Origin of the sequence: Mycolicibacterium phocaicum, from assembly GCF_010731115.1 — a bacterium.
Lineage (GTDB): Bacteria > Actinomycetota > Actinomycetes > Mycobacteriales > Mycobacteriaceae > Mycobacterium > Mycobacterium phocaicum.
This window is the reverse complement of the sequence record NZ_AP022616.1, coordinates 3889383-3912807: the sequence shown is the minus strand read 5'-3', so window position 1 is coordinate 3912807 and position 23425 is coordinate 3889383. Positions and strand designations below refer to the sequence as shown.

General features: G+C 66.7%; 25 protein-coding genes. 14 read left to right on the top strand and 11 right to left on the bottom strand.

Translation table 11 applies throughout. From position 1 onward, the window contains the following. The first annotated feature begins 111 nt into the window (after positions 1–111). Together G6N46_RS18765 and G6N46_RS18760 are read left to right on the top strand one after the other, a co-directional pair. Entirely contained in the window at positions 112–753 is a 642-nt protein-coding gene (locus G6N46_RS18765; protein WP_226520190.1) for a TetR/AcrR family transcriptional regulator, read from the top strand. Between the two features lie 161 nt (positions 754–914). Then, positions 915–1124: a hypothetical protein gene (locus G6N46_RS18760; protein WP_138251228.1), complete on the top strand. Its 210-nt coding sequence runs from the start codon at positions 915–917 to the stop codon at positions 1122–1124. A gap of 13 nt (positions 1125–1137) precedes the next feature. Here G6N46_RS18760 and G6N46_RS18755 read toward each other — a convergent pair whose 3' ends face one another. The 5 genes from G6N46_RS18755 to G6N46_RS18735 all read right to left on the bottom strand — a co-directional run bounded on the left by G6N46_RS18755 (position 1138) and on the right by G6N46_RS18735 (position 6253). After that, complete coding sequence (locus G6N46_RS18755) at positions 1138–2049, bottom strand: AraC family transcriptional regulator (RefSeq protein ID WP_138251229.1); 912 nt, start codon at positions 2047–2049, stop codon at positions 1138–1140. Positions 2050–2084: 35 nt separating this feature from the next. Beyond that, positions 2085–2834 carry an SDR family oxidoreductase gene (locus G6N46_RS18750; protein ID WP_138251230.1) on the bottom strand — a complete coding sequence of 250 codons (750 nt, stop codon included), beginning with the start codon at positions 2832–2834 and terminating at the stop codon, positions 2085–2087. Between the two features lie 32 nt (positions 2835–2866). Next, complete coding sequence (locus tag G6N46_RS18745; RefSeq protein ID WP_138251231.1) at positions 2867–4195, bottom strand: flavin monoamine oxidase family protein; 1329 nt, start codon at positions 4193–4195, stop codon at positions 2867–2869. 2 nt (positions 4196–4197) lie between these two features. Further along, complete coding sequence (locus G6N46_RS18740; protein ID WP_061010445.1) at positions 4198–5547, bottom strand: flavin monoamine oxidase family protein; 1350 nt, start codon at positions 5545–5547, stop codon at positions 4198–4200. Positions 5548–5638: 91 nt separating this feature from the next. Further along, complete coding sequence (locus G6N46_RS18735; RefSeq protein ID WP_138251232.1) at positions 5639–6253, bottom strand: TetR/AcrR family transcriptional regulator; 615 nt, start codon at positions 6251–6253, stop codon at positions 5639–5641. A 161-nt stretch (positions 6254–6414) separates the two neighbouring features. Between G6N46_RS18735 and G6N46_RS18730 the strand changes: the two genes are divergently transcribed. From G6N46_RS18730 to G6N46_RS18715, 4 genes are read left to right on the top strand one after another with little or no spacing between them, the layout of a single operon-like run. Then, positions 6415–7251, top strand: coding sequence for an ABC transporter permease (locus G6N46_RS18730; RefSeq protein ID WP_061003690.1), 837 nt, complete (start codon positions 6415–6417; stop codon positions 7249–7251). Between the two features lie 10 nt (positions 7252–7261). Further along, on the top strand, positions 7262–8014 hold the full coding sequence (locus G6N46_RS18725) for an ABC transporter ATP-binding protein (RefSeq protein ID WP_138251233.1): 753 nt from the start codon (positions 7262–7264) through the stop codon (positions 8012–8014). Between the two features lie 12 nt (positions 8015–8026). After that, entirely contained in the window at positions 8027–9052 is a 1026-nt protein-coding gene (locus G6N46_RS18720; protein WP_138251234.1) for an ABC transporter substrate-binding protein, read from the top strand. A 10-nt stretch (positions 9053–9062) separates the two neighbouring features. After that, on the top strand, positions 9063–10160 hold the full coding sequence (locus tag G6N46_RS18715; protein WP_061003685.1) for an LLM class flavin-dependent oxidoreductase: 1098 nt from the start codon (positions 9063–9065) through the stop codon (positions 10158–10160). Here G6N46_RS18715 and G6N46_RS18710 read toward each other — a convergent pair. Continuing rightward, the gene (locus G6N46_RS18710) at positions 10157–11044 is read right to left on the bottom strand and encodes an SCO6745 family protein (protein ID WP_064858884.1); all 888 of its coding nucleotides are present in this window, start codon (positions 11042–11044) and stop codon (positions 10157–10159) included. The genes G6N46_RS18715 and G6N46_RS18710 overlap by 4 nt on opposite strands. 182 nt (positions 11045–11226) lie before the next feature. On the opposite strand from G6N46_RS18710, the gene G6N46_RS18705 reads away from it, so the two are divergent. After that, the gene (locus G6N46_RS18705) at positions 11227–12249 is read left to right on the top strand and encodes a fused (3R)-hydroxyacyl-ACP dehydratase subunits HadA/HadB (protein ID WP_053854963.1); all 1023 of its coding nucleotides are present in this window, start codon (positions 11227–11229) and stop codon (positions 12247–12249) included. Positions 12250–12254: 5 nt separating this feature from the next. Here the strand turns inward: G6N46_RS18705 and G6N46_RS18700 are convergent, their stop codons facing one another. After that, positions 12255–12716, bottom strand: coding sequence for a nuclear transport factor 2 family protein (locus G6N46_RS18700; RefSeq protein ID WP_174814064.1), 462 nt, complete (start codon positions 12714–12716; stop codon positions 12255–12257). A 163-nt stretch (positions 12717–12879) separates the two neighbouring features. Between G6N46_RS18700 and G6N46_RS18695 the strand changes: the two genes are divergently transcribed. Both G6N46_RS18695 and G6N46_RS18690 read left to right on the top strand, forming a co-directional pair. Then, positions 12880–13986, top strand: a complete 1107-nt coding sequence (locus tag G6N46_RS18695) for an oxygenase MpaB family protein (RefSeq protein ID WP_138251235.1) — start codon at positions 12880–12882, stop codon at positions 13984–13986. Further along, complete coding sequence (locus G6N46_RS18690; RefSeq protein WP_138251236.1) at positions 13983–14540, top strand: peroxiredoxin-like family protein; 558 nt, start codon at positions 13983–13985, stop codon at positions 14538–14540. Before G6N46_RS18695 ends, G6N46_RS18690 begins: the two co-directional genes overlap by 4 nt. Here the strand turns inward: G6N46_RS18690 and G6N46_RS18685 are convergent. Next, a complete protein-coding gene (locus tag G6N46_RS18685; protein WP_138251237.1) occupies positions 14537–15187 on the bottom strand; it encodes a TetR/AcrR family transcriptional regulator in 651 nt (216 codons plus the stop codon). The two genes, G6N46_RS18690 and G6N46_RS18685, sit on opposite strands and share 4 nt — an antisense overlap. Before the next feature lie 120 nt (positions 15188–15307). Between G6N46_RS18685 and G6N46_RS18680 the strand changes: the two genes are divergently transcribed. The 3 genes from G6N46_RS18680 to G6N46_RS18670 are packed head-to-tail and all read left to right on the top strand — an operon-like array spanning position 15308 to position 17851. Next, positions 15308–15529: a hypothetical protein gene (locus G6N46_RS18680; RefSeq protein WP_138251238.1), complete on the top strand. Its 222-nt coding sequence runs from the start codon at positions 15308–15310 to the stop codon at positions 15527–15529. Positions 15530–15536: 7 nt separating this feature from the next. After that, positions 15537–16433 (top strand): hypothetical protein, encoded by an 897-nt coding sequence (locus G6N46_RS18675; protein ID WP_163692878.1) that lies wholly within the window; start codon positions 15537–15539, stop codon positions 16431–16433. Between the two features lie 20 nt (positions 16434–16453). After that, positions 16454–17851 carry an ABC1 kinase family protein gene (locus G6N46_RS18670; RefSeq protein WP_407665125.1) on the top strand — a complete coding sequence of 466 codons (1398 nt, stop codon included), beginning with the start codon at positions 16454–16456 and terminating at the stop codon, positions 17849–17851. A 3-nt stretch (positions 17852–17854) separates the two neighbouring features. On the opposite strand, the gene G6N46_RS18665 is transcribed toward G6N46_RS18670, so the two are convergent. Continuing rightward, positions 17855–19222, bottom strand: a complete 1368-nt coding sequence (locus G6N46_RS18665; protein ID WP_138251241.1) for a flavin monoamine oxidase family protein — start codon at positions 19220–19222, stop codon at positions 17855–17857. A 331-nt stretch (positions 19223–19553) separates the two neighbouring features. Between G6N46_RS18665 and G6N46_RS28960 the strand changes: the two genes are divergently transcribed. Further along, positions 19554–21434, top strand: a complete 1881-nt coding sequence (locus G6N46_RS28960) for an HNH endonuclease signature motif containing protein (protein WP_163692876.1) — start codon at positions 19554–19556, stop codon at positions 21432–21434. 88 nt (positions 21435–21522) lie between these two features. Here the strand turns inward: G6N46_RS28960 and G6N46_RS18655 are convergent, their stop codons facing one another. Continuing rightward, on the bottom strand, positions 21523–22125 hold the full coding sequence (locus G6N46_RS18655; RefSeq protein ID WP_138251243.1) for a TetR/AcrR family transcriptional regulator: 603 nt from the start codon (positions 22123–22125) through the stop codon (positions 21523–21525). A 100-nt stretch (positions 22126–22225) separates the two neighbouring features. Between G6N46_RS18655 and G6N46_RS18650 the strand changes: the two genes are divergently transcribed. Further along, the gene (locus G6N46_RS18650; protein WP_138251244.1) at positions 22226–22699 is read left to right on the top strand and encodes an SRPBCC family protein; all 474 of its coding nucleotides are present in this window, start codon (positions 22226–22228) and stop codon (positions 22697–22699) included. A 50-nt stretch (positions 22700–22749) separates the two neighbouring features. Here the strand turns inward: G6N46_RS18650 and G6N46_RS18645 are convergent, their stop codons facing one another. Then, a complete protein-coding gene (locus G6N46_RS18645; RefSeq protein WP_138251245.1) occupies positions 22750–23376 on the bottom strand; it encodes a TetR/AcrR family transcriptional regulator in 627 nt (208 codons plus the stop codon). Between the last annotated feature and the right edge of the window lie 49 nt (positions 23377–23425).

The following is a 23425-nucleotide window of genomic DNA, read 5'->3' as shown; positions in this document are numbered from 1 at the left end:
TTTCAAGACGATCGTCCAAACTTTGCCGTCACAGGCCGAACTGCCTGATCAGGGGAATAGACTTAGAATTTCCCGCCAGTTCACTGACACCTCATCCGCCACTGGAGCCCTGTGGATACCCTCTCGAGCCGCGTTGCGGGCCGACTGTCGGGCCCGCGCGCGCAAAAGTTCGCTGCACGCCGTGAGGTACTAGCCGCACAGGCCACCAGTGGGCTTGCTGAACTTGGCTTCGCGCGGGCCAGCATGCGCGAGCTCGCCCAGCATTGCGAGATATCGCTCGGCGTTCTGCACTATTACTTCGACGACAAAGACGACCTCGTCATGTGCTGCGTACGGCAGTACAAGGACCATTTCATCGATCGCTACAACTCCATCGTCATCGACGGCAGTTCCGGACCGGAGCTCAGGACCCGCATCAGCAGCGCGCTCAGCAACTCGCTGCGCGAGTCGGCCGTCATGCACCGGCTCTGGTACGACCTGCGCACCCAAGCGCTCTTCGACGACCGCTTCGCCCAGAGCATCAACGAGATCGACGACAGCCTCGCGGCGCTCACCTGGAAGGCCGTCATCGCTTACGCCGAGCTCACCGAGTCCGCCGTCGTCGTCACGCCCGCCATCGTCTACGCGACGGCCGACGGCCTGTTCCACCGTGCGCTGCGCGACCTGATCAACGGCGACGCGGACGCGCCACAGCGACTGGCACACGAAATCGATTCGGCGCTGGACGATTTCGTCGGACCCATAACCCGTTGACCCTGAACTGAGGGCGCACCGCACTCGAACAATTGCGCCGTGGACGCAGACTCAACGGGGACGTCCACCCGCAGTCGCCCGCTGCGCCCTACCGTGGTCGGACATCAAGATCAGCCCTCGGCTCGATGTCTGCAGCCCGGCGGATTCGTAGCGTCGATGGCATGACACACGCACACGTTCCGACCCCCGCGGAGATGATGCGGGATTGGCTGCGCCACAGCGCTCACCAGTTCGCCGACGCGGTCACCGCCGCCGGCACCTGGATTCAGAGCCGCGCCCATTGGCCCGAGCATCGGGCCGACTACTATCCGCCGCGGCGCGAAGAATCATTCGAGGAAGCAGCCATGGCGCGCGAAATGTACCGTCTCTGAGGATCTTTCACCGTCATCCTGCGCCGCGATAGCCGTGTTTGGCGAACGCGGCCGGCGAGCACCCGACCACCCGCGTGAACGCCGCGCTGAAGGCGCTCGCCGAGCTGTAGCCCACTTTGCCGGCAACCGCCGAGAGCGCGGGCCGCTCGTCCAGCAGCAGTTCCTTCGCTCGCGCAACCCGCCATTCGGTGAGGTACTGCATGGGTGGGATGCCGACGGTGCGGGCGAACCGCTCGGCGAAAACGGCCCGTGACATCCCCGCCGTGCGCGCCAGTTTCTCGACCGTCCACGGCCCGGCCAGATCGGCGTGCAATGCCCGGAGAACTCCTGACAAGGCTGGATCAGCCAGTCCCCCAAGCAATCCCTTCTCGGCCGATGCGTGCTCGGTTTCGAACCGCCATGCCTCGATGAGCAGCACCTCGACCAGGCGCTCGAGGATGAGATCCCGGCACCGATTGTGCTCGCCGGCTTCCTCGGCTATCAGCTCCACAATGCGACCGAGACGAGCCGCGCCCGGTTGGCCGCGCCGAATGAGGATCACCGGTGGCAACAGCCGCGCAACCAATTCCGCGTTCGCACGATCGAACTGGAAGTAGCCGCCCAGCATCCGCATCGTCGGAGCGCTGTCGCCGTAGGCGGCGTCACCTTCGGCGTCGATCGGCACGTCCATCGGCGGCAGAGCCGGATCGCTCGCCAATACGAACCTCGGCGTCTCTGGCAGGAGCAAGAAGTCACCCTCGCGGAGTTCGGTCGCGTCGCCGCCCTGCGGATGGAACCAGCATGCGCCGTCGAGCATCACGCAGAAGGACGGGTCGGTGTACCGCGGTTTACGGATGCTCCACTGACCGCCACCGGCCACGATCTTGGACCGCACCGCCCGGGACTGCAACAGCGCGACGATGAAATCGAGCGGGTCCGTTGCCATTTCGACACGGTACCCGCGACCGGGCGAGTACGTGTCTATTCACTCTGCACGGCGACGAGGGCCAGCGCATCCGGGCCCGCCGCAAACCGCAACCGGCCCGACGTATCCGTCGCGGCCTCGTAGACGACCTGGGCGACGTCGGAAGCAGTCGTGAACACGTCGACATTCCCGAACCCGGCCATGACCGGAGCCGCGAAGTCCAGGTACTCCCGCGGCAGCAGGCCGTCCATTCGGGAGGCGCCGTTGGCGGTGAAGTTGGTGCCCGGCCCATAGCCCGGTTCGACGAGTTTGGCGGTCACGCCGAAGAAGTCGAGCTCAAGTGCCAGCGAGCCGGTGAAGCCTTCGATCGCCGACTTACTAGCGGTGTACGCGGCAGCCAGCGGCATCGGCGCCAAGGTCGCGCTGGACGTCACGTTCACGACAGAGCCGGAACGTCGTTCACGGAACTGCGGGATCACTGCCTGCGTCATTGCCATGACCCCAAAGGTGTTGGTCTCGCACACCTCCCGAATCGTCGCCATCGGAGTGGCCTCGAAAGCGCCCACCACCCCGACGCCGGCGTTGTTGACCAGCACGTCGATCGGGCCGACGGCTGCGATGGCGCCGGCGATGCTCTGCGGATCCGTCACGTCGAGCGCCAGCACCCGGACACGGTCCGAGTCCGGAAGAAGCTCGGGCCGTGGCGTTCTCATGGTCGCGACGACATTCCAGCCTTGCGTGTGGAAGTGACGAGCAATCTCCAGCCCGTAGCCTGACGAACAACCCGTGATCAATACTGTCTTCATACGTCAAAACCTAGATAGGTCAGACGGGACGATCAATGCGCTTTCGTCTGAGATCCATGCGTGATCGTCTTGGCAACTTCCCGTGCCGCGCGATTGCCGGCCTCGATGGCCCCTTCGATGTAGCCGGCGTGTTCGGTAGCGGTTTCCGTTCCGGCCCAGTGAATCCGCCCCGTGGGCATGGATGCCATGGGATAGAAGCCCTCGCTGGTCCCTGGAGCCGGCAGCGCCGTGTAGCCACCACCGGCGAATACGTCCAGGTGCCAGGCTTTTTCGTGCCAACTCGCCGGCCGCTCGACGGCGTCCCCGAGGTGCGGCGCCAGCTGACGCAGCAGCACGGCGCGCCGGCCGTCGGTGTCCAGATCGTCGAGGGCGCGGGCCTGGGGACCACCGACCAGCATGCACAGATGTCCGGGGCCGGCCGGCGGCGAGGTATCGAAGACTGCAACGTTGGGTTCCCCGAGCAGCATGCACTCCGCATCGCCACGGGCCCGCCAAAACGGCGTCTCATAGACCGCGACGGCCTTGTACACCGTCCCCATGAACATGTTGCGCTGCAGAGTGATTCGTTCCGGCGGCAAGGGCGGTTCGAAGGTGATGCTCGTCGTCATCGGCGGTGGCACCGAGACAATGGCACGCTGGGCAGCCACCGCGGCAGCGCTGGTGTCGAGGACCACCCCATCGGCAGTCTGACGGATGGCGGTGACGCGGCAACTCGTCCGGACGCGCGTGCCGAGCCCGGCCGCAAGCCGCTCGGCAAGGGTGCCCGCGCCCTCCAGTACGAGTGAATCCTGCGCGCCACCGCTGGTTTTCATCATGGTCTGCAAGCCACCCTGATAGCGGACCAACTCGAGAAAGGCCTGCACCGAAAGTTGTTCGGGTCCTGCGCACGACGTCGTCTCGACCAGCGCACCGAGCAGTCGGCGCGCGCGGTCGGACGGAACTCTGCGTAGCCACGACTGCACCGTCGCGGTATTCCATCGGCCCCTCACGGGAAGTCTGCTGAGCAGCTCGGCGGCCGCCAGCGCCCCCGTGGCGGTGAGTAATGGCAGCGAGTTGGGCGAGACGGTCTGCGGGCCGTCGAATATCGCGGGCGCCTTCGGCGTGTGCATCTGAAATCGGGTCGCGCCGAGTTGGTCGACCAATTGCTCAAATCTGTGGTGTCCCTGGCCGATCCATTGACCACCGAGATCGAGTCGCGAGCCGAGCGCGGACGTTTCGGCCAGCGTTCGCCCGCCGACCCGGTCCGCGGCCTCTAGCACCAGCACCTCGATACCCTGCCGCTGGAGGTCGCGCGCGGCGATCAGACCGGATACGCCGGCGCCGACGATCGCCACGGCGGTCTGCTGTGTTTCGGTGTTCATGGTCACGCCCCTTCGGCCAGGATGGCGTCCGCCGCACGGTAGCCGGATCGAATCGCGCCGTCCATGTAGCCGTTCCAGACATCGGAGGTCTCGGCGCCTGCCCAGTGGATACGGCCGACGGGCGCCGCCACGGCCTTGCCGTACTGCGTCCACACACCTGCGGCCAGCCGGCCGCCGTAGCAGCCCCGGCTGAATTCCTCAGCGGTCCAGTCTTGTTCGAGAACGTCGAAGGGGTCGGCGGCCCGCGGACCGAAGTACTTCACCAGATTCCGGGTGACGAGGTCGCGGCGCTCCGCGGCGGTGAGTTCTGCCGCCCGCCGGGCGTGTGCGCCCTCCAGGAACCCGACGAGGACGCCACAGGAGCTGTCGGCCGGCGAGTTGTCGAGCACGACGTTGAACTCGTCGTCGAGGCTCATGACGAAGCCCGACAGACCGGCATCGCGCCAGAACGGCGTCGGATACCCGATGTTGAACTTGATGACCGAGCCCGCAGGGAACTGCTGGGTCAGCGCATCGCGCGCCGCGGGCAGCGGCGGGCTGTAGCGGAGCCGCCCGGCGAGAGTCTGCGGTACCGCGACCACGACGCGGTCCGCCGCGAGCTGCCCACCGTCGTAGGTCACCGTGACCCCAGAGGCATCCTGGGCGATGCCGCTGACAAAGGTGTTGAGCCACAAGGCATCTCCGAGTTCGGCGGCTATGCGCTCCGAGATTTGGTGGGTGCCGCCGACCACGCGGGACTCCTGTGCGCCGCCGGTGGTCGAGATGAGCACCTCGAGGCTCGTCCCGGATTTGACGTAGAACAGAAAGTGCAGGAGCGACAGTTCAGGCGACTCGGCGGAGAACAGCGCGGGAACGATCAGGCGAAAGAACCGCAGCGCCACCGCATCGGTGGTCTGCCCGACCAGCCATTGATCCAGCGTCTGGCGGTCCAGGTCTGTCGCGCCGGCGGTGGTCCACGGCGAGCCCGTGTCCACGCTCTGCGCGAGCTGTTCGATCTCCACCCAGAGTCGCCCGACCTCGGCGAGGGTCTGCGGTGGCAGGCCGAACGTCTCGTCGGCGTAGCGGTGGTTCTCGCCGTCGTAGACGGTGATCGCATCGCCCGCATCGTAGGACGCGAACGTCTCGAGCCCCAGCTCATCGATCAGGGCCAGCACCGCATCCTGCGTCGGCCCGACCCACTGGCCGCCCATCTCGACCGGCACCCCGTTGCTGAGCGTGCCACCGAGGTTGCGACCTGCCACCCGGTCGCGTGCCTCGAGCACCACCACGGCCTTTCCGGCCCGGGTCAGCTTGCGGGCGGCGCTGAGCCCGGCAAGTCCTGCTCCCACGATGACGACGTCGACACGATCCATGGCGTTCTCCTGACGCTTGCCCGATTCCAAGTCATACAACTGACTGACTTTGACGATAAGGCACATCTGCCCAGGTGGCAAGGTCGGTCGCTCAGTCCGAAGACACGGGCTGCACGGCGGCAGCCCCGAGAATCATGGTGATGAGCGTGTCGAGATCCTCGTCTGCGCGCGCCGGATCGGGATCGACGACGTACTGCACGATCAGGCCGTCGATACCCGCGAGGATGGTCCGCGCGATACTCCGGTAGCCGATCGCCACCGTCTCCTGGGCCCGCGCGGCGGCCTGCTCGCACCAATGGGCGACGACGTCGACGTATCGCTCGTACTGCCAGCGCGCCAGGTCTTCGAGCCCGGGAGTGCGCAGCGCCTGGACCACCAGCTCGAACTGGACCAACTGCAAGTTGTCGTGGCCGACGACCAGGGTGTTCCAGAAACCGCGGATACCCTGCCGGACAGCATGTTCGAGGCCATCATCGAGATCGGCCGAGGTGCGCAACACCTCCGCGATCTTCTCGACCACGTCTTCGATGACGGCCCGCAGCAGCTTCTGCTTGGTCGGGAAGACGTGTTGCAATGTGCCCAAGGGGATTTGCGCCTCATCGGCCACCGCACGCATGGTCGTACGGGCGACGCCGTCGCGAACCAGCACGTCACGCGCGGCGGCAATGATCTGCCTGCCCCGGACGGCTGACTCGACGTAGACCACCTGCCGACCCCTCGATCGATTCATCTGACAGGCGTGAGACTACGCGCCCCCGTTCCCGTGGAATCAGGGCGACGGTAATTCTTCACGTGCCGCGCCCGGCCTCCTACGTTCGGTGTCATGGCGTGCGCGCCTGACCGATAGCCGTCGACGTGAGGAGCGTGATGACCACCCGCGAGGCCCCGGTGGCCGGCGCGGCCCCCGGAACCGAACCTGCAGCGGTGCAGGCGGTTTCCTGGCGCAGCCGCGTCCATGCCCGGCGCTGGGAAATCATCCGCTGGCTGTCACCGCTGGCGGTACTCATCCTGTGGCAGGCCGGCAGCGCGTGGGGCCTCATCGATCCCGCGGTCCTGCCGGCACCCCAGACCATCGCAGAGGCAGGCATCGAGCTGATCGGCAACGGTCAACTCGCCGAAGCGCTGCGCATCTCCGGCATCCGCGCCGCCGAGGGCCTGCTCCTCGGCGGCGTCATCGGCGCCGCTCTCGGCGCCCTCGTGGGGTTCTCGAGGTGGGCCGACGCCACGGTCGATCCGACGATGCAGATGATCCGGGCGCTCCCGCACCTCGGCCTGATCCCGCTGTTCATCGTCTGGTTCGGCATCGGCGAGCTGCCCAAGGTGCTCATGGTCGCGTTGGGTGCGGCGTTCCCGCTCTACCTCAATACCTCGTCGGCCATCTGCCAGGTCGACCCCAAGCTCTTCGAAACGGCTGCCGTACTCGGCTTTTCGCCCCTGCAACGGCTGCGGACCGTCGTCATCCCCAGCGCCGCACCCCAGGTACTGGTGGGCCTGCGGCAATCGCTTGCCATCTCGTGGCTCACGCTCATCGTCGCCGAGCAGATCAACGCCGACTCAGGTGTCGGCTACCTCATCAACAACGCGCGCGACTTCCTCCGCATCGACGTGATCATCTTCGGCCTCGTCGTCTACGCGCTGCTCGGCATCATCACCGACGCACTGGTGCGGATTCTGGAGCGCCGTGCTTTGCGCTACCGCGTCTGAAAGGCACCCTGTGACAGCACTTTACGAAGTACCCGTGGAACCGCCGGTGGTATCGGAACCGCCCGCAGCGGAGTTACGTTCGGTATCCAAGTGGTACGGCACCAATCGGGTGCTCGACGAGGTCAGCCTCCGCGTGAAGCGCGGCGAGATCGTCGCGCTCGTCGGGCGCAGCGGTTCCGGAAAATCGACAATACTGCGGGTGCTTTCCGGCCTCGCCGGTGATTTCCAGGGCGAGCGCGAGGTACAGGGCGCGCCGGCCGTCGCCTTCCAGGAACCCCGGCTGTTCCCGTGGCGGTCCGTTCGCGACAATGTCCGATACGGCCTGACCCGCGCCAAATTGTCTCGCGCCGAGGCGCTTTCCCGCGCCGATCAGGCCCTGGACGAGGTGGGCCTGGCAGACAAGGCGCAGGCGTGGCCGCTGACCCTGTCCGGTGGTCAGGCGCAGCGGGTGTCCCTGGCCCGCGCGCTGGTGGCGGAGCCCCAACTGCTGCTACTCGACGAGCCCTTCGGCGCGCTCGACGCCCTCACCCGACTGTCGATGCACCGCCTGCTGCTCAACCTCTGGCGCCAGCACAACTTCGGGGTGCTCCTGGTCACGCACGATGTGGACGAGGCCATCGCACTGGCCGACACCATCGTGGTGCTCGAGCACGGACGCGTGGCGCACACCCTGACGATCGAGAATCCGCGCCAGCCGCATGACCAGCGCGACCGACGCACCGACGACTACCGCACTGAGCTGCTCGCGCAACTCGGTGTCTGACGGGAGAACATTGTGAAACATTCCCGGGCAGCACGCCTGGTATCCATCCTCGCCGCCGGTGCATTGCTCAGCGCCTGCGTCTCCAGCCGTGACGCCAAGAACGAAGTGGCTGTGCCGCAGACAGTTCCGGCATCCGACCTGACCGGGCTGACGTTGCAGGTGGGCGACCAGAAGGGCGGCACCGAATCGCTGCTCCGGGCCGCCGGGGAGCTCGACAACGTGCCCTACAAGGTGCAGTTCTCGACGTTCACCTCCGGGCCCCCGCAGGTCGAGGCAGCCACCGCGGGCAAGATCGACTTCGCCGTCACCGGCAACACGCCGCCGATCTTCGGCGCTGCGGCAGACGCGAAAATCCGCGTCATCGCGGCCTATTCGAACAGCGCGGCCGGTGACCAGATCCTCACCCCCGCCGGCTCAGCGGTGCATACCGTGGCCGACCTCCGCGGGAAGAAGGTCGTCGTCGGCAAGGGCAGCTCGGCACACGGCCATCTGTTGCTCCAGCTGCAGAAGGCCGGCCTGACGGTCAAGGACATCCAGCTGGTGTTCCTGCAGCCGGCCGACGCCTTCACCGCGCTGAGTCAGGGGCAGGCCGATGCCTGGGCCATCTGGGATCCGTACACGGCCCTGGCCCAGAACCAGCTCAAGGTCCGTACCGTCGTCACCGCCGAAAGCGTCACCAACGGCTACGGATTCGGCATCGCCGCGGTGGCCGCGCTGCAGGACGCCAAACGCAACAGCGCGCTGGCCGACTTCGTCCAACGGGTGGCGCGGGCCTCGCTCTGGGCCAAGGACCACCCCGACGAGTGGTACCAAAAGTACGCTGCCGCAATCGGAATCGATCCGCAGGTGGCCCGTGTCGCGCAGTCTCGGAGCCTGCGGCTGCCCATTCCCATCAACGATGCGGTGATCGCCTCTGAGCAGCAGCTCGCCGACGCGTTCACACAATCCGGACAGATCGACCACAAAACCACCTTTTCGCAGTTCGTCGACAACCGGTTCGGCGATCAGTTGTCACAGTTCTGGACCACCGCAAAATAGGAGGATCGTCTTGTCCGCCAAGTTCTTCTGGTTTCTGCCCACAAACGGTGACAGTCGCTCGATCGTCGGCGCGTCGCACGCGTCATCGCACCACACGGTCCCCGCGGGATACCGCAAGCCCAGCCTGCGCTACCTCGGTGAAGTGGCCCGCGCCGCCGACCGGCTCGGGTACGAGGGGGTGCTGACCCCGACCGGAACCTGGTGTGAGGACGCCTGGTTGACGTCGGCAGCCCTGCTCGAGCAGACCGAACGACTCAAGTTCCTGGTCGCCTTCCGGCCCGGTCTGGTGCCGCCCACCCTGGCCGCGCAGCAGGCAGCGACTTTCCAGCGATTCTCCGGAGGACGGCTGCTGCTCAACATCGTCAGCGGCGGCGACGATGTCGAGCAGCGCCGCTTCGGCGACTGGCTCAGCCACGATCAGCGCTACGAACGCACCGGTGAATTCCTCGAGATCGTGCGCGACGTCTGGCGCGGCGGCCCCGTGGACTACCGCGGCAGGCACTACTCCGTCACCGATGCCCGCGTCTCCGAACCACCGAACCCGTTGCCGCAGCTGTACTTCGGTGGATCGTCACCGGCCGCGCTGCCCATCGCGGCGGAGCATGTCGACGTCTATCTGACGTGGGGTGAACCGCCGGCCGCCGCGGCCGCGAAGATCGCACAGGTACGCGAACTGGCCAAGGCCCGCGGACGCACCCTGCGGTTCGGCATCCGGCTGCACACCATCACCCGCGACACCTCCGCAGCCGCCTGGGCCGTCGCCAATTCTCTGCTGGCTGAGTTGACGCCCGAACAGATCGCCAAAGCCACAGCACTGCATGCCAATTCCGAATCCGAGGGGCAACGGCGCATGACCGCGCTGCACGGTGGACGGCTCGACCACCTCGAGGTCTACCCGAACCTCTGGGCCGGTGTCGGTCTGGTCCGCGGTGGCGCCGGGACTGCACTCGTCGGCAGCCATGAAGAAGTCGCCGCGCTGATCTCCGAGTACCACGACCTGGGGTTCGACGAGTTCATCCTGTCCGGCTACCCACACCTCGAAGAGGCCTACTGGTTCGCCGAAGGCGTGCTGCCGCTGCTGCGCAAGCGCGGTGCCCTGGCCGCCTAGCCCAGGTGTGCGCTGGGATCGTCGAGATCGCTGTGCTGCAACGCCATCGGGGTGATGGCCGGCAGATCGCCGCCGGCGACCACCATCCGGGCGATCGGGGTCAGCGCCTGGAACAGCATCTCGACCTCGGCGTCGCTCAGCACGTCGAGCGTCGCCAGCGCGGCCGCGTCGGTGCGGTACTCGATGTCGTTCTTCAGCTCGCGTCCCGCGTCGGTCAACGAGCCGTCCGCCGTCACCAGGCCCCGTGCCGCCAGCCGCGCGGTGACGGCGTCCCACTCGGCGTCGTCGTAGTCGCGCGTGGACACGACCTTGTCCCGGGTGGTGCGGCCCGCCGCGACGTGCAGCACGTTGGATTCACGGCCGGTGATGCCGGCCGCCACGAGAGCGGCCACATGGGCGTCGCCCCGCTGTTCGCGCAACAAGGTTGCCGCGTGCCACAGCGCGGCCACCGGCTCGTCGGGCCACGGCGCCGCGGACAGGGCGGCGAACAACGGCCGGCCGTCGACGGCTGCGCCGCGCGCGACCCGGCCGAGCAGATCGGCGGCGGGACGCAGGGTGTCGTCTGCGGTGAGGCCGTAGCGGCGCAATGCGGCGACCGCGCCCGCTTCCCTGGCCGCGAGCGCCTGTTGAGGCGTCGCGATGTCCCACGCACCGGCGAGCGACTTCGCGACGCGGTGGGCGGCGAAGTTGTAGAAGATCGCCTCGACGACCTGCGGCGGCACCGGGCCCAGGGGCGCTGACCGGGTGACGAAGTAGCCGCTCCAGAAGCTGCGGTAGCCGAGGTCGACGGCCGCCGCGCGCGCCTCGGGCGCAAAGTACGTGATCGCGTGCACGGGTTCGTATCGCTCGAACAACCGACGGGCCAAGGTGGGTGTGCGAGCCATGCTGCCAGTCAAGCACGGCCCGCGAACAGCCACGACAGTCCCCCGATTCGCGTGGTTTTGGGCACATTTGCCACCGCCCTGCGCAGGTAGACGGCGCATCGACGTGTGTTGCCGCCATGTCGCCGCGTAGGGTGCTTTGGTCGGCCTCAGCGAACATGTCGATAGAAAAGTTGGGCACAGTCATGACGACAGCAGCAGAAGCGTCGCCGCTCGAAGCGCGGATCGGCCACCACTACCAGATGGACGGCACCTACCTGGTCGGCCGCGAGAAGCTGCGCGAGTACGCCCGCGCGGTGCAGGACTACCACCCTGCGCACTGGGACGTCGCTGCCGCCAATGAGCTCGGCTACGCCGACGTCATCGCGCCGATCACCTTCACCTCGACGCCCGGCATGAAGTGCAACCGGCGGATGTTCGAGTCGATCGTCGTCGGCTACGACACCTACCTGCAGACCGAAGAGGTCTTCGAGCAGCACCGCCCGATCGTGGCGGGCGACGAACTGGTCATCGACGTCGAACTGACGTCCGTGCGCCGGACCGCGGGCCGCGACTTCATCACCGTGACCAACACCTTCACCGACACCAAGGGCGAGCGCGTCCACACGCTGCACACCACCGTCGTCGGTGTGACGGCCGAGGACATCGACGGCGACGTCAAGACGGCCGTGCAGAAGGCCATGATGCACGACATGAACATCCTGGACATCGGCTCGGAGGAGTACCGCAAGACGGTGCGCCCCGAGGGCGAGGTCCGGATCGCCACCGACGCGGCCCGCACGCCGGGCACGCCGTCGTTCGATGACGTATCCGTCGGCGACGAACTCCCCGCAAGTCACCTTCGGCTGTCGCTCGGCGACCTCGTGAACTACGCCGGCGTGGCGGGCGACGCCAACCCGATCCACTGGGACAAGGACCTGGCCCAGCTGGCCGGGCTGCCCGACGTCATCGCGCACGGCATGCTGACCATGGGCCTGGGCGCCGGATACGCGTCGACCTGGTCCGGCGACCCCGGTGCCGTGAGCCGCTACACGGTGCGGCTGTCTGCGCCCGCGGTGGTGCCGGCCACCGAAGGCTGCGACATCGAGTTCAGCGGCAAGATCAAGTCGCTGGATCCCGAGACCCGCACCGGCGTCGTCATCGTCGGGGCGAAGTCGGGCGGCAAGAAGATCTTCGGCCTCGCCACCATGGACGTCCGCTTCCGCTGATCCCGTTACTGCGGGAACAAGACGGCTGGATTGCCGGACATCGCCGACCACCGGCTGATCCGGTTGACGATCCGCCAGCCTTCGGGCCGCCGGGCCCAGGTGTCGGTGTATTCACCGTTGGTGTCGAAGGTGTCTGCCGCCAGCGGCCCGAGGCCCTGATGCCGGGCCTGTACGTAGGCCCGGGTCACCGCCGTGTCGTCGTCGCGCACCTCCACTTGGATGGAGCCGATGAGATGCTGTGTGCCGCCGCACTTTTCGAGATACCGGCGGAACGTCTCCACCAACGCGGGCAGGCCTGACTGCGGCCCTTGGTCGCCGTAATCGAAGGTGACGTCGTCGGCGAAGACCTGCGACGCGTCCGACCACCGCTTGCCGTCGACCATGCGCGCGAAGGCACCCAAGCCCGCTCGCAACTCTTCGGCGTCCACCAACCTCTGCACGGCGGCCCGCACCGCGGCGTCTGACATCCCGCTCTCCGTCCTGTCGGTGCTGCGCATCTTATGGCCGGTTGCGTGCCACAGGCACTCGCGTTTCCCACCCCGCGGACGCGCGCCCCTTGTCCACCCACACCAGCTGAGGTAACGTCGCCATTGGAATAACGTTGCTATCCCAATCACCATGGGAGGAACCATGAAGTCCGTCCGACTCCAGGACGTCGCGATGCCCAAAGCCGAACGCCAGCGAATCGATCGCCGGTACGACTTCCTGCTGAAGCTGCACGGCAAGAACGGCAAGAAGGCCCTGGCGATAGCGGAGGCCCCTCGGATCGACAACGGCTACTTCGGGCCCGAGTCGATCAGCTGGAAGGTCTACGAGAACGTCATGGTCGCCGGAATGGGCGCCCTATCCGGACTTTTCATCTCGGTACTGGACCCCGACGGGGCATACGGCGTCGGTCACCACACCACCTACTACTACGACACCATCGGCCGGATCCGGCGCAGCCTCCACTTCTTCGCCGGCGCCGTCGCGGGCGATACCGCCAACGCCGAAAAAGTGGGAGTTGACCTGTTCCGCAAGCACTCTCACATCACCGGCGAGGTTCCAGCGACCGGCGAACTGTTCCAGGCCAACCATGTCGAGACGCTCAAGTTCACCTACGTCGTGGGCTGGCCGCACCTGTGGCGCGCGTACAAGGCCTTCGGCGACCCGCATGCGACCGACGACGACGAGCGCCAGTTCTACCGCGAGCAGGTCAAGGTCTGCCAGCTGATGGGAATGCCGGCGGGCGAGCTTCCCGACACCCCCGAGAATGTCGAAGCCTGGGTGCAACGGGCCGAGCAGGAGCTCATGGCGTTCACGCGGCCGGCGCAGGAACTCACCGACTTCATGACCCATCCCCCGATGACGCCGCTGTACCCGAACCTCGTCATCGGCGTGCTGATGCGCGTCGCCATCTGGGCCGCTATCCCGCTGCTGACGCCGTATGTCCGGCAGATCTGCGGCCTCGAGGACTACCGGATGCGCCCGCGGCTGGGCGCACTGCTGGTGAAGGCGACCGTCAAGGCGCTGCAGAACCCGATCTTCGACCGGATCTTCATCCCGTACTTCGGTCCCGAGACGTGGGGCTACCTGCACAACGTGATTCGCCATGCCGACAGCACCGGCTTCGTCGAGATGACCCACGATCCCGGCCTGACGCTGCAGCACGGCAAACGCGGCACGATGTGCCCGTTCGCGCCCGCAGCTCCGGATGCGGCCGAACCATCGAATACCGTTGTGGGAGTGGGCAGATGAGCCGGGTCGACGTCATCAGCAACGAGCGGGTGTTCGACGACCGGCACCACCTGCACGAGTTTCAGGACTTCTGGCGTGACGGTCCGGTGGCGCTGGTCTTCCTGCCACAGTTCGGCAGCGCCTTCGGCCTGGCGCAGGCCAGAGCTTTGACCTCCCGCTTCGATGAGGTGGAAGCACTTGGCGCACAGGTGATCCTGATCGGAATCGGCACCTCGATCCAGGGCTTCACATTCCGGAACCGGGCCCGGTCGCGCTTTCCGGTCATGGCGACCCAGGACCACACCCTCTATCGCACAATGGGATTGGCGTCCCGGCATCGACTGTTCGACCCGATCCGGAATGCGAAGGCTTTCATCACGGCCGTCCAGGCCGGGGTCTATCCCTATCAACGCACCGGTGATCCGAGCCGGCTCGGTGGCGTGTTCGTCGTCGAACAGGGTGGGCGGCAAGTCATCTGGGACCACCGGGCCCGTTGTGCCGCCGATCTGGCGTCGGCCGATGACGTTGTCGCAGCGCTACGCACTGCCGCCACACGGCAGGTGACGACGTCCTAGTCAGGCCTGCCGTTGGCGAGCGTGTCGAACCAGAGCTTCAAGTTGGCCACCATGAGGGCGGCGCCACGCTCGGCGTCGATGGTCCCCACGGCCTGGGCCATGGCGATGCCCGAGCCGGTCGCCACGGCCACTTCAATTGCGTCGTCCATCAGCGGATGGTCCGGCGGAACGCCTTCGGGCACTGCATCTTCCAGGATGACCCGGGTGGATTCCTTGAACCGCTCGATGGCCTCCCGCGCCTTGGCGAGTTGGACGGGGTCATGGAAAGTACTGGTCGCATATTCAGCGGTGAGCACGACCAGGTTGGGTTCGGCACCGATGCGAGCCCACCAGCTGGCCAGGGCAGCGAGCCTGTCGTCGGCCGATTCGCCGGCAGCCATCAGTGGCCCGAGCAGTTGATTGAGTTCGGCCATGTACCGATTGCGGATCACCTCGAGGCACAGCGCTTCTTTGCCTTCGAAGTTGCTGTACACCGCACCGATGGTGCGGCCCGCCTCCGCCGCAATGGCCGCCAGGGACGTCGAGTGGTAACCGTTGGCGTAGAACAGCCGCTCCGCGGCGTCCAACAATTCCTGCCGGGTCTGCGCCTGGCTCTCCGCCCGAGTCAGTACCTTCCGAGCCGCCACCACGTCCTCCGCATCCTCCACCCAACGAACCTCGATACTAGCGCTATCCAGATAACGAGCCAGCTTATGGGCACTTTTTCAGCAAATCGTCGGCCTTCGGATAATATTGCAATCCCAATCTGATAGTTATTTAGGATGGACATGGCCGCTGCAGGTACCGACAATCCGCTGCTCGATGAGCTCAAGGAGCCGCGGGACGTCCTGGAGAAACTGACCCCCGAGGAATCGGCCCTGCTGCTCGGCCTACTCCGGAAGGCCCGGGTGGCCCATCAACATGGCCTCGACCGCTCGCTCGACGACGGGCTCAAGGTCCTGCCCCGGCTGATCCGCCCGGCAGCCCGCAAGATTCTGTTCGGAAAGTGATGAGCTGATGGCCGACATCCTGACCCGTGCCCAACTGTCGCTCCTCGCGGATCTGCTGCAGACCGACACCGCACGCCTGTCCAGCCTCGAGCGCCTCGGCGCCGACGATCTGAAAGCGCTCCGTGGCGCCCTGTCCGACGCACTGTTCGACGAGCAGGCCGAGGCATTCGCGCGGGTGGGCCGGCTCGCTCCGCTGGTCCCCAACGCGTTGGTGGTCACTGTCGCGCAGCGGGCGGTACCACCCGAAGTCGCGGGACGCGTCGGTGGCGCAGTGGGTCTGGCTCACAGCGATCGCGCCATCGGCGTGCTCTCCGGCTTGAAGCCGACCTACCTCGCCGATGCGGCACCGTATGTCGATCCGCGGGTGATCCCGCACTTCGCCCCGAGGCTGCCCGCCAAGCTCCTGATCCCCGCCGCGAAGGAACTGCTGCGGCGCCGCGATTACCTGACCGCGTCCCGATTCGTCGAATTCGCCACCGAGGAGCACATCGTGGCGTTCGAGAAGGCCATCGACGATGACGAAGGAATCATCCTGACCGGCGTCCTGGTGTCCGACACCGCCATCATGAACGACATCATGCGGGCGGCCGGCCCGGACCGTGCGCTGCGCATGGCCAGGACGGCGGCGCAGGGCAACTCCGACGTGCTGGCCGCGCTGCTGTCGCTGCTGAACCGGATCGACCCTGAACTCGCAAGGCCCGCAGTTGCCGAGTTGCTCGGCCACCCCGACGCCGAAAGGGTCACCTACGTCCTCGATGTCGCGGTGTCAGAGGGCGTAGTTCTTGAAACGCTTGAGGTTTCAGCCGCACTGGACGGCGACGCCCTTACCCGCCTGACGAGCTTGGAGGCCTGGCACCGCCTGATAGGTGCCGCCGATTCCTGGGCGAACGAGACTCCTGCATGACAGCATCGACGACATGGTGAATGAGCGGCTGCTCCGGCACTGCGGCGGGCAGCGTGGCACGTCGGCTGCCTGAAGGGCGTCTCGCGCGGGGCGGAAAGCTGGGTGCACTGGCCGCCAAACAAGCGGTGCGCGGTGGCCGGACCCGACTGTCGATGGTGGGCCGGTCCGAACGCGCCAAAGAGCTACTGGCGGAACGCGCCACCATCGAGATGGCCGAGAATCTCGTCACGGTGCTGGGCTCGATGAAGGGCGCCGCGATGAAGCTCGGGCAGATGTTGTCGGTGATCGAGCTCGACCTGGTCCCCGAATCGCACCGGGAGCAGTTCCGCGAAAAGCTTGCCGCACTTCGGGATCAAGCGCCGCAGGCGCCGTTCAGTGCCATGCGCGACGTCGTGGAATCCGACCTGGGACCGATGTCGTCGGTGTTCGCCGATTTCGACGAATCCCCTACGGCCGCAGCATCAATCGGTCAGGTGTACCGCGCGCGGTTGCGCGACGGCCGCGATGTCGCGGTCAAGGTGCAGTACCCGGGCGTGGACCGGGCCATCCAGGCCGACATGCGCAATCTCGCCCTGTTGATGAAGCTCTGGCGGCTGTGGCCGTCGGCGAACACCGCCATGCTCGACGAGATCACCCGGAACTTCGAAAGCGAACTGGACTACCTGCGCGAGGCCGACACCCAGCATGTGGTGGCCGAGCAGTACCGGGGACACCCGTTCATCGTCGTCCCCGACAGCGTGCGCGAGTACTGCACGCCGCGGGTGCTCGTCACCGAATACCTCGAGGCCACGGGCTTCGAGCACATGCGCACACTGCCGGCGGCCGACCGCAATCACATCGGAGAACTGGTCTATCGCTTCTACATCGGCTCGCTGTTCACCAACCACGAATTCTGCGGTGATCCGCACCCCGGCAACATCATGCTGGCCGCCGACGGACGAGTCGGCTTCGTCGACTTCGGGCTGTACAACCGCATGGATCCGGCCAACGTGGCTTTCGAGCTGGACTGCTTCCACGCCGCGATCGACGGCCGCGCCGACGATCTGTACCGTCTGATGCTGGGCCGTGGCATCGTCGACACGGAATCCGGTGTGACAGCACAGGATTGCCTGGAGTACATCTGGGCCGCGAGCGAATGGCACATGATCGACGAGGACCTCACCATCACGTCCGAGCTGGCCACCGGCGCCGTCGTCTCCGCCATCGATCCGCGGCAGACCGAGTTCGCCGGGATGAAGCGCCAGATGGTGCCACCCGAGCATGTCTTCTCCCGGCGCGCCGACTTCCTCACCTTCGGCACCTTGGGCCATCTGCAGAGCACCAACAACTGGTACCGGATCGGTCAAGAGTGGTTCTTCGGCCGGCCGCCCGCGACCGAGGTCGGACGCGAGATCGCCCGCTGGCGGTCGTCGCGCTGAAACTCAGCCTGCCAGAACACTTTCCGCAGCCATGACTTCCGCGGCGGCGCGTTCGCCCGAGCGCACCGCACCGTCGATCCAGCCGCACATGATCGCCGAACTCTCAGTACCGGCCCAGTGGATGCGGCCGCACGGGGTACGTAGCGCGTGTCCGAACTCGGTGAGCACGCCGGGCGGCGCATGACTGATCATCCCGCCGCCGGAGTAGCGCTCTGTCGTCCAATCCTGCTCGTGATAGCTCACCGGCGACGCCGCCTTCGCGCCGAACCGGTCGACGAGTTCACCGATGACCGCGGCTTTGCGCGCCGCCGGATCGAGCAGTCCGAGCTTGCGGGCGGCCGGTCCTTCGGTGATGACGCACATGATCCCGGGCGTACCCGTGTCGGTACAGGCGTCGATGGTCAAGGTGGCGGGACTGCCGGGTGCGGCCGACTGCCCACACAGCCCGTCGGACCGCCAGAACGCGGTGTCGTAGACGACCGAGATCTTGTAGACCGCGCCGCTGGGCATCCGCCGGTGCAGGAAGGCCCGGTCGACGGGAAGCATGGGCTCGTATTCGATGTGCGTGGCGATGGCCAGGGGGACGGCGACTATCACGTGCCGGGCGCGGACCGTCAGCCGCTTGGAGTGCACGGTGACGCCGTCGTCGTCCTGCGCGATGAGGTCCACCGGACGTGAAAGATGCAGTGCGTCACCGAGTTCGGCCGCCATGGGTCCGTAGACGGCGCCCATCCCGCCGCGCACCCGGGCGTCCTGCGCGCCGCCGGAGTTGGAGATGACGAAAACCGGACCGCCACCTGAGCCCATCTGGTGCAGCGCCCACAACAGCGACACCTCCGATGCCGCCGAGGTGTAGATGCCGGCCATCGCCATGTCGAGCATCTCGCGCGCCTGATGCGAATGGATATTCCGATTCAGCCACTCCCCCAGCGTGATTCGATCCCATTCGGCCGCCTTCTTCGCCTCCCAGGGAGCGTCGAACGGAATCGTCTTGCACATCTGGCCGACCTCGAGCAGTCCCGCACCGAGGTTGGCGATGGCCCACGGGCTCATGGCCCATGGGATGGTGCCCGAATAACGGTGCGTCTTGCCGTCGATGACCATCATGGCATCGCCGTCGACGTACTCCTTGTATTCGCCGACGCCATATTCGGCCATCAGCGCTTTGATGCGGTCCTGACCCGGTCCGACCCATGCCCCGCCGCGGTCGATCCAGGTACCGTCGGGCAGCACCTCGGTGTAGGTACGGCCGCCGACCCGGTCCCGCGCCTCGAGCAGCGCTACCGAATGGCCCGACTGCTTCAGCCGCACGGCAGCCGTCAGCCCCGCGAAACCCGCCCCCACAACGCAAAAATCGACATCGGCTGCCATGACCCGCACCTTTGCTTTCCAAGCGTTCGTGCTCGTGCCACATGTGGGCGTAGCTAAAAATACGCCGTTGGCCGGTCGCGTAATGCAGATCGACACACAATATGCGCATGCGTCAATAGTTCTCCAGCTTGATGCGGCGGGACCCACTATGCGATCGCCAGACCGACACAGGATCGACGAGTTTCGTGAACAGCCATCGTCCGGGCCTGAGGGCAGAAATGTCACCACCAAGACCACCGGAAGTGTCACCGATGTCCTGATGCAGAACTGTCACCGATGTCCTGAGACATAACAGTGGCGCGTGTCATACCCCTCACCTAGAATCGCAAGTATGTTCGAACACGTGGGGGTCGGGGCCAGCGGCACGCTGGTCCACGATGTCTCCGTGGTCGACTCGATGACCCATTTCTTGCGGGTGGAGAACCGGTCCGCGGCGGGCCGGTTTTTCGCGATCGCCGACCTGGTCGTACTGCGCGTCGATGACCAAGATCACCGGCAGTGGTGGGCGTGTGATGGCTGGGATGCCGCGGCCTGCGAGATCGGGGCCGCCCTGGGGATCAGCACGCGCGAAGCGTCCGGGCAGATGGCGACCGCTCTGGCGTTGCGGTTCCGGCTGCCGCGGGTGGCGGCGGTGTTCGCCGACGGCAGCGTCTCGGCGCGGACGGTGTCGTTGATCTGCTGGCGCACCCGCCTGGTCGAGGACCCCAACACTTTGGCGGTGATCGATGCTGCCCTGGCCGGAGCGTTGTGTGAGTGGGCGGGGCTGTCGCGCAAGAAGATCGAGAAGAAGATCGACGGCTGGGTGCACAAGTTCGACCCGGCCGCCGTGGTCAAGGTGCGCTCAGCCACCCGCAAACGTGGGGTCGGGGTCGGCAAACCCGACGACGAGACCGGGGTGGCCTCCATCTGGGGTGCCCTCCTGGCCACCGATGCCGAACTGTTGGATCGGGTGCTGACCGAGATGGCGCGGCAGGTGTGTGAGCATGATCCGCGCACCTTCGCCCAGCGCCGCGCCGACGCCCTGGGGGTGTTGGCGGCGCGTGGGGATCGGCTGGCTTGCCAGTGCGGGATCGCGGACTGCCCGGCGGCTGGGCCGGATGCCCGCGCCGCCGCCGTGTTCATTCATGTGTTGACCGATGCGCTGCCGGTGCCGGTGGCCGATCCGCTGCTCAGCGGGGACCCGGCCGCGCCCCACACGCCGACGCCCGCCCCGTCGCCGCCGCCGGCGAGCAAGCCCGCCCACAGCCCGGCTCCCGCACCCGAGCCAGCGCCGCGCCCCACGGCCGAGTCGGTGCCGGCGAGCAAGCCCGCCCACAGCCCGGCTCCCGTACCCGAGCCGACGCCCACCCCCACGCCGGCTCCTGCGCCCGAGTCGCGTCCCACGCCTGCGCGTGAGCCAGCGGCTGACGCGGGTCCTGCGCCCGAGCCGGCGGCCTCGCCCGTCCCGGCACCCGCTCCGGCGCCTGCTCGGCCTCCGGCGCCGGTGCGCACCCCGGTCGGGTATGTCCTCGGCGGCGGCGCGGTGCCCCCGGCGGTGCTGGCCGACCTGGTGGCCCGCGGCGCAACGGTCCGCACAGTCGCGTCGGCCACTGATCTGGGCGGGGTGCCGCGGTACCGGCCCTCCACCGCCATCGACGAATTCGTCCGCATGCGCGCGATGACGTGCATGTTCCCGGGCTGCGATCAGCCCGCCACCGCCTGCGATGTGGACCATACGATTCCCTGGCCGGCCGGGCCGACCCATCCGGGGAACCTGGGCCCCAAATGCCGCAAACATCACTTGTTGAAAACGTTCTACGGCGGGCCTGATGGCTGGCGGGACCGTCAAGAGTCTGACGGGACGATCGTGTGGACCGCACCGACGGGCCACACCTACGTCAGTGTGCCCGGGAGCCGAATCCTGTTCCCCCGCATGGTCACCGATACCCCGCTACCGCACCCGCCACCACCGGAGGGCACGGATCTGGACACCCCGGCGTCGCCGGGGCGGGGTGTCATGATGCCCCTCCGGAGTCGCACCCGCGCCCAGAACCTCGCCCAGCAGATCGCCTACGAACGCGCTCTCAACCAAGCCGACATCGACGAACGCGAGGCCGCCCGAGAAGCCTTCGCCCGTCAACGCAAAGAACGCGAGGAGCGCGAAGCCGCAGAAGCCGCCCGGGCCGCAGAGGCCGCCGCCGAGCAACAAGACATCCCACCACCGACCTACTGACACGCGAATACCCCTGAAAAAGCACAACTTTCAGGGGTATTGCGGCGCGCCCGGCAGATGAGATTCGCTCAAGATTGTGGGCTGCCTGCTAACCGCTGGGCAGTTGGTCGACGACGTTCATCGCAAGTTCCTTGGCGCACAACAATTCTGCGTCGTCAGCGAACACTTCCCGCCGTGTGTTGCCGGCATTGAGAAAGGCGTCGATCTTGAATGCATCGACCGCCGGGTTCGGTGAGCCCGCGGCCGTCAACTCAGTTTCCAGGAGCGCCAGCCAGCCCCTCTTGAGCTTCCTGACCTCGTCGGCGACCGGTCCGTCGCGCCGGCCGTATTCGGCCGATGTCGCCGCGATGAAGCATCCGCCGGGAAAAACGCCGGCACGCAGGTAGTCGACCCAGGACTCGATGAGCGCGCGCAGCCGTGGCGCGCCGGGGGCCGCCTCGTAGACCTTGGCGAGCACCGCTTCCCGGTAGATGTTGCGCGCCTCGACCACGGCCGCGACCTGAATCGCCTCCCGATTTCCGAACACCGTAAGGATGCCGCTCTTACTGACTCCGGTGGCCGCGGCCAACGTGCCCACGGTGATCGAGTCGAGTCCATGGGTGGTCGCGATCATCGCCGCTTCGCGCGCCACCTTCCGCCGTGTCGCGTCGCCGCGAACGCGTCGCCCATCGACCTGACCGCCCGTCTCCACCGGCCCATTTTATACGTCCGACTGGACGTAGATGGGCGCGATCGCTAGTGTGCAGATACACGACCGTTCGGATGTTTATTCTTCAGATTGGGGTGCCCACATGACCACGAATCCACAACCGGCGCTCGAAGACAGCATCGACATCACCGCGCCGCCGACCGCGGTGTGGTCGTTGGTCAGCGACGTGCGCCGCATGGCCGACTGGAGCCCGCAGGTTGAATCGACGCGCCTCCGCAACGGCGCCGTCGAGGTGGCCCAGGGCGTGGAATTCACCAACCTGAACACCAACGGCACGTTCCAATGGATGACGCACGGCACCGTCATGCGGTTCGACACGGGTCGCGAGATCGCGTTCCGGATCGAGGAGAACTGGGCCGTCTGGTCACTGCACCTTGAACCGTCACCGGACGGCGGCACTCGGCTGACACAGCGACGCGAGAGCCCGGACGGTAGTCCCGAACAGACGGTCCAGGTCATCGACTCCTACCTCGGCGGGCAGGCCGCCTTCACCGAATCCATGCGCGACGGGATGCGCCAGACCTTGCAGGCGATCAAAGTGGCGGCGGAGAAGTAGTCGGCTGCGTCAGCGCATATTTCCATTGCGCAGCAACAGGATAGCGCCAATCACGGCAGATTCATCCGCCAGTACAGGCCCACGAGAAAGTCCGCCAGTTCGGCCGGAGTGACCTCGAGAAGGCCGTCCGCCCAAGAGATCAGCAGTTCCGAGGCGGCACCCGACATCGCAAGTGCTTTCATGCGGGCATCGGAGGTGCTGCCGTCGAATGACGGTGCCCCGGGTGCCGACCACTTCGAGAAGTTGCCGGCGGAACGAGCAAGGATCTCGTTGCGATGAACGCCCCCGCGTCCACTGGAGCCGAGGCCTTCAACGAAGAAGATGCGGATCATCCGCCGATCCCCGGCCAACACTTCGACCGTCGTACGCAGGGCGATCGACACCCTCGCGAACGCGTCCACCGGGGCATCGACCATGGCCGCGTCCACCCGGGATTCAATCTCGTCCGCTGCCGTGCCCAGCACAGCACCGAACAGCGCGTTCAGATCCGCGAAGCTCTCGTAGAAGTACCGCTCCGTCAGTCCGGCCTCAGCGACAACGTCCTTGACCCGCACCGACCCCGAACTCGCGGAGCCGAACAGGTTCATGCCGGCTTCTATCAGCTTCCGGCGCCTTTCTGCGGTCCGCTCTTCGCCGGTGACTCCGCCGTATACGCGCCGTGCACCGGCACCGGACACCCTTGGCTCCCTTCGGTTCAGCGACATCATGCGACGCCTCAAACGTAGT

Bases quoted from the DNA above. Each gene is read 5' to 3' on its own strand.
- G6N46_RS18760 (WP_138251228.1), top strand. From the start codon at position 915: ATGACACACGCACACGTTCCGACCCCCGCGGAGATGATGCGGGATTGG.
- G6N46_RS18755 (WP_138251229.1), bottom strand. From the start codon at position 2,049: ATGGCAACGGACCCGCTCGATTTCATCGTCGCGCTGTTGCAGTCCCGG.
- G6N46_RS18750 (WP_138251230.1), bottom strand. From the start codon at position 2,834: ATGAAGACAGTATTGATCACGGGTTGTTCGTCAGGCTACGGGCTGGAG.
- G6N46_RS18745 (WP_138251231.1), bottom strand. From the start codon at position 4,195: ATGAACACCGAAACACAGCAGACCGCCGTGGCGATCGTCGGCGCCGGC.
- G6N46_RS18740 (WP_061010445.1), bottom strand. From the start codon at position 5,547: ATGGATCGTGTCGACGTCGTCATCGTGGGAGCAGGACTTGCCGGGCTC.
- G6N46_RS18730 (WP_061003690.1), top strand. From the start codon at position 6,415: ATGACCACCCGCGAGGCCCCGGTGGCCGGCGCGGCCCCCGGAACCGAA.
- G6N46_RS18710 (WP_064858884.1), bottom strand. From the start codon at position 11,044: ATGGCTCGCACACCCACCTTGGCCCGTCGGTTGTTCGAGCGATACGAA.
- G6N46_RS18705 (WP_053854963.1), top strand. From the start codon at position 11,227: ATGACGACAGCAGCAGAAGCGTCGCCGCTCGAAGCGCGGATCGGCCAC.
- G6N46_RS18700 (WP_174814064.1), bottom strand. From the start codon at position 12,716: ATGTCAGACGCCGCGGTGCGGGCCGCCGTGCAGAGGTTGGTGGACGCC.
- G6N46_RS18695 (WP_138251235.1), top strand. From the start codon at position 12,880: ATGAAGTCCGTCCGACTCCAGGACGTCGCGATGCCCAAAGCCGAACGC.
- G6N46_RS18690 (WP_138251236.1), top strand. From the start codon at position 13,983: ATGAGCCGGGTCGACGTCATCAGCAACGAGCGGGTGTTCGACGACCGG.
- G6N46_RS18680 (WP_138251238.1), top strand. From the start codon at position 15,308: ATGGCCGCTGCAGGTACCGACAATCCGCTGCTCGATGAGCTCAAGGAG.
- G6N46_RS18675 (WP_163692878.1), top strand. From the start codon at position 15,537: ATGGCCGACATCCTGACCCGTGCCCAACTGTCGCTCCTCGCGGATCTG.
- G6N46_RS18670 (WP_407665125.1), top strand. From the start codon at position 16,454: ATGAGCGGCTGCTCCGGCACTGCGGCGGGCAGCGTGGCACGTCGGCTG.
- G6N46_RS18665 (WP_138251241.1), bottom strand. From the start codon at position 19,222: ATGGCAGCCGATGTCGATTTTTGCGTTGTGGGGGCGGGTTTCGCGGGG.
- G6N46_RS28960 (WP_163692876.1), top strand. From the start codon at position 19,554: ATGTTCGAACACGTGGGGGTCGGGGCCAGCGGCACGCTGGTCCACGAT.
- G6N46_RS18650 (WP_138251244.1), top strand. From the start codon at position 22,226: ATGACCACGAATCCACAACCGGCGCTCGAAGACAGCATCGACATCACC.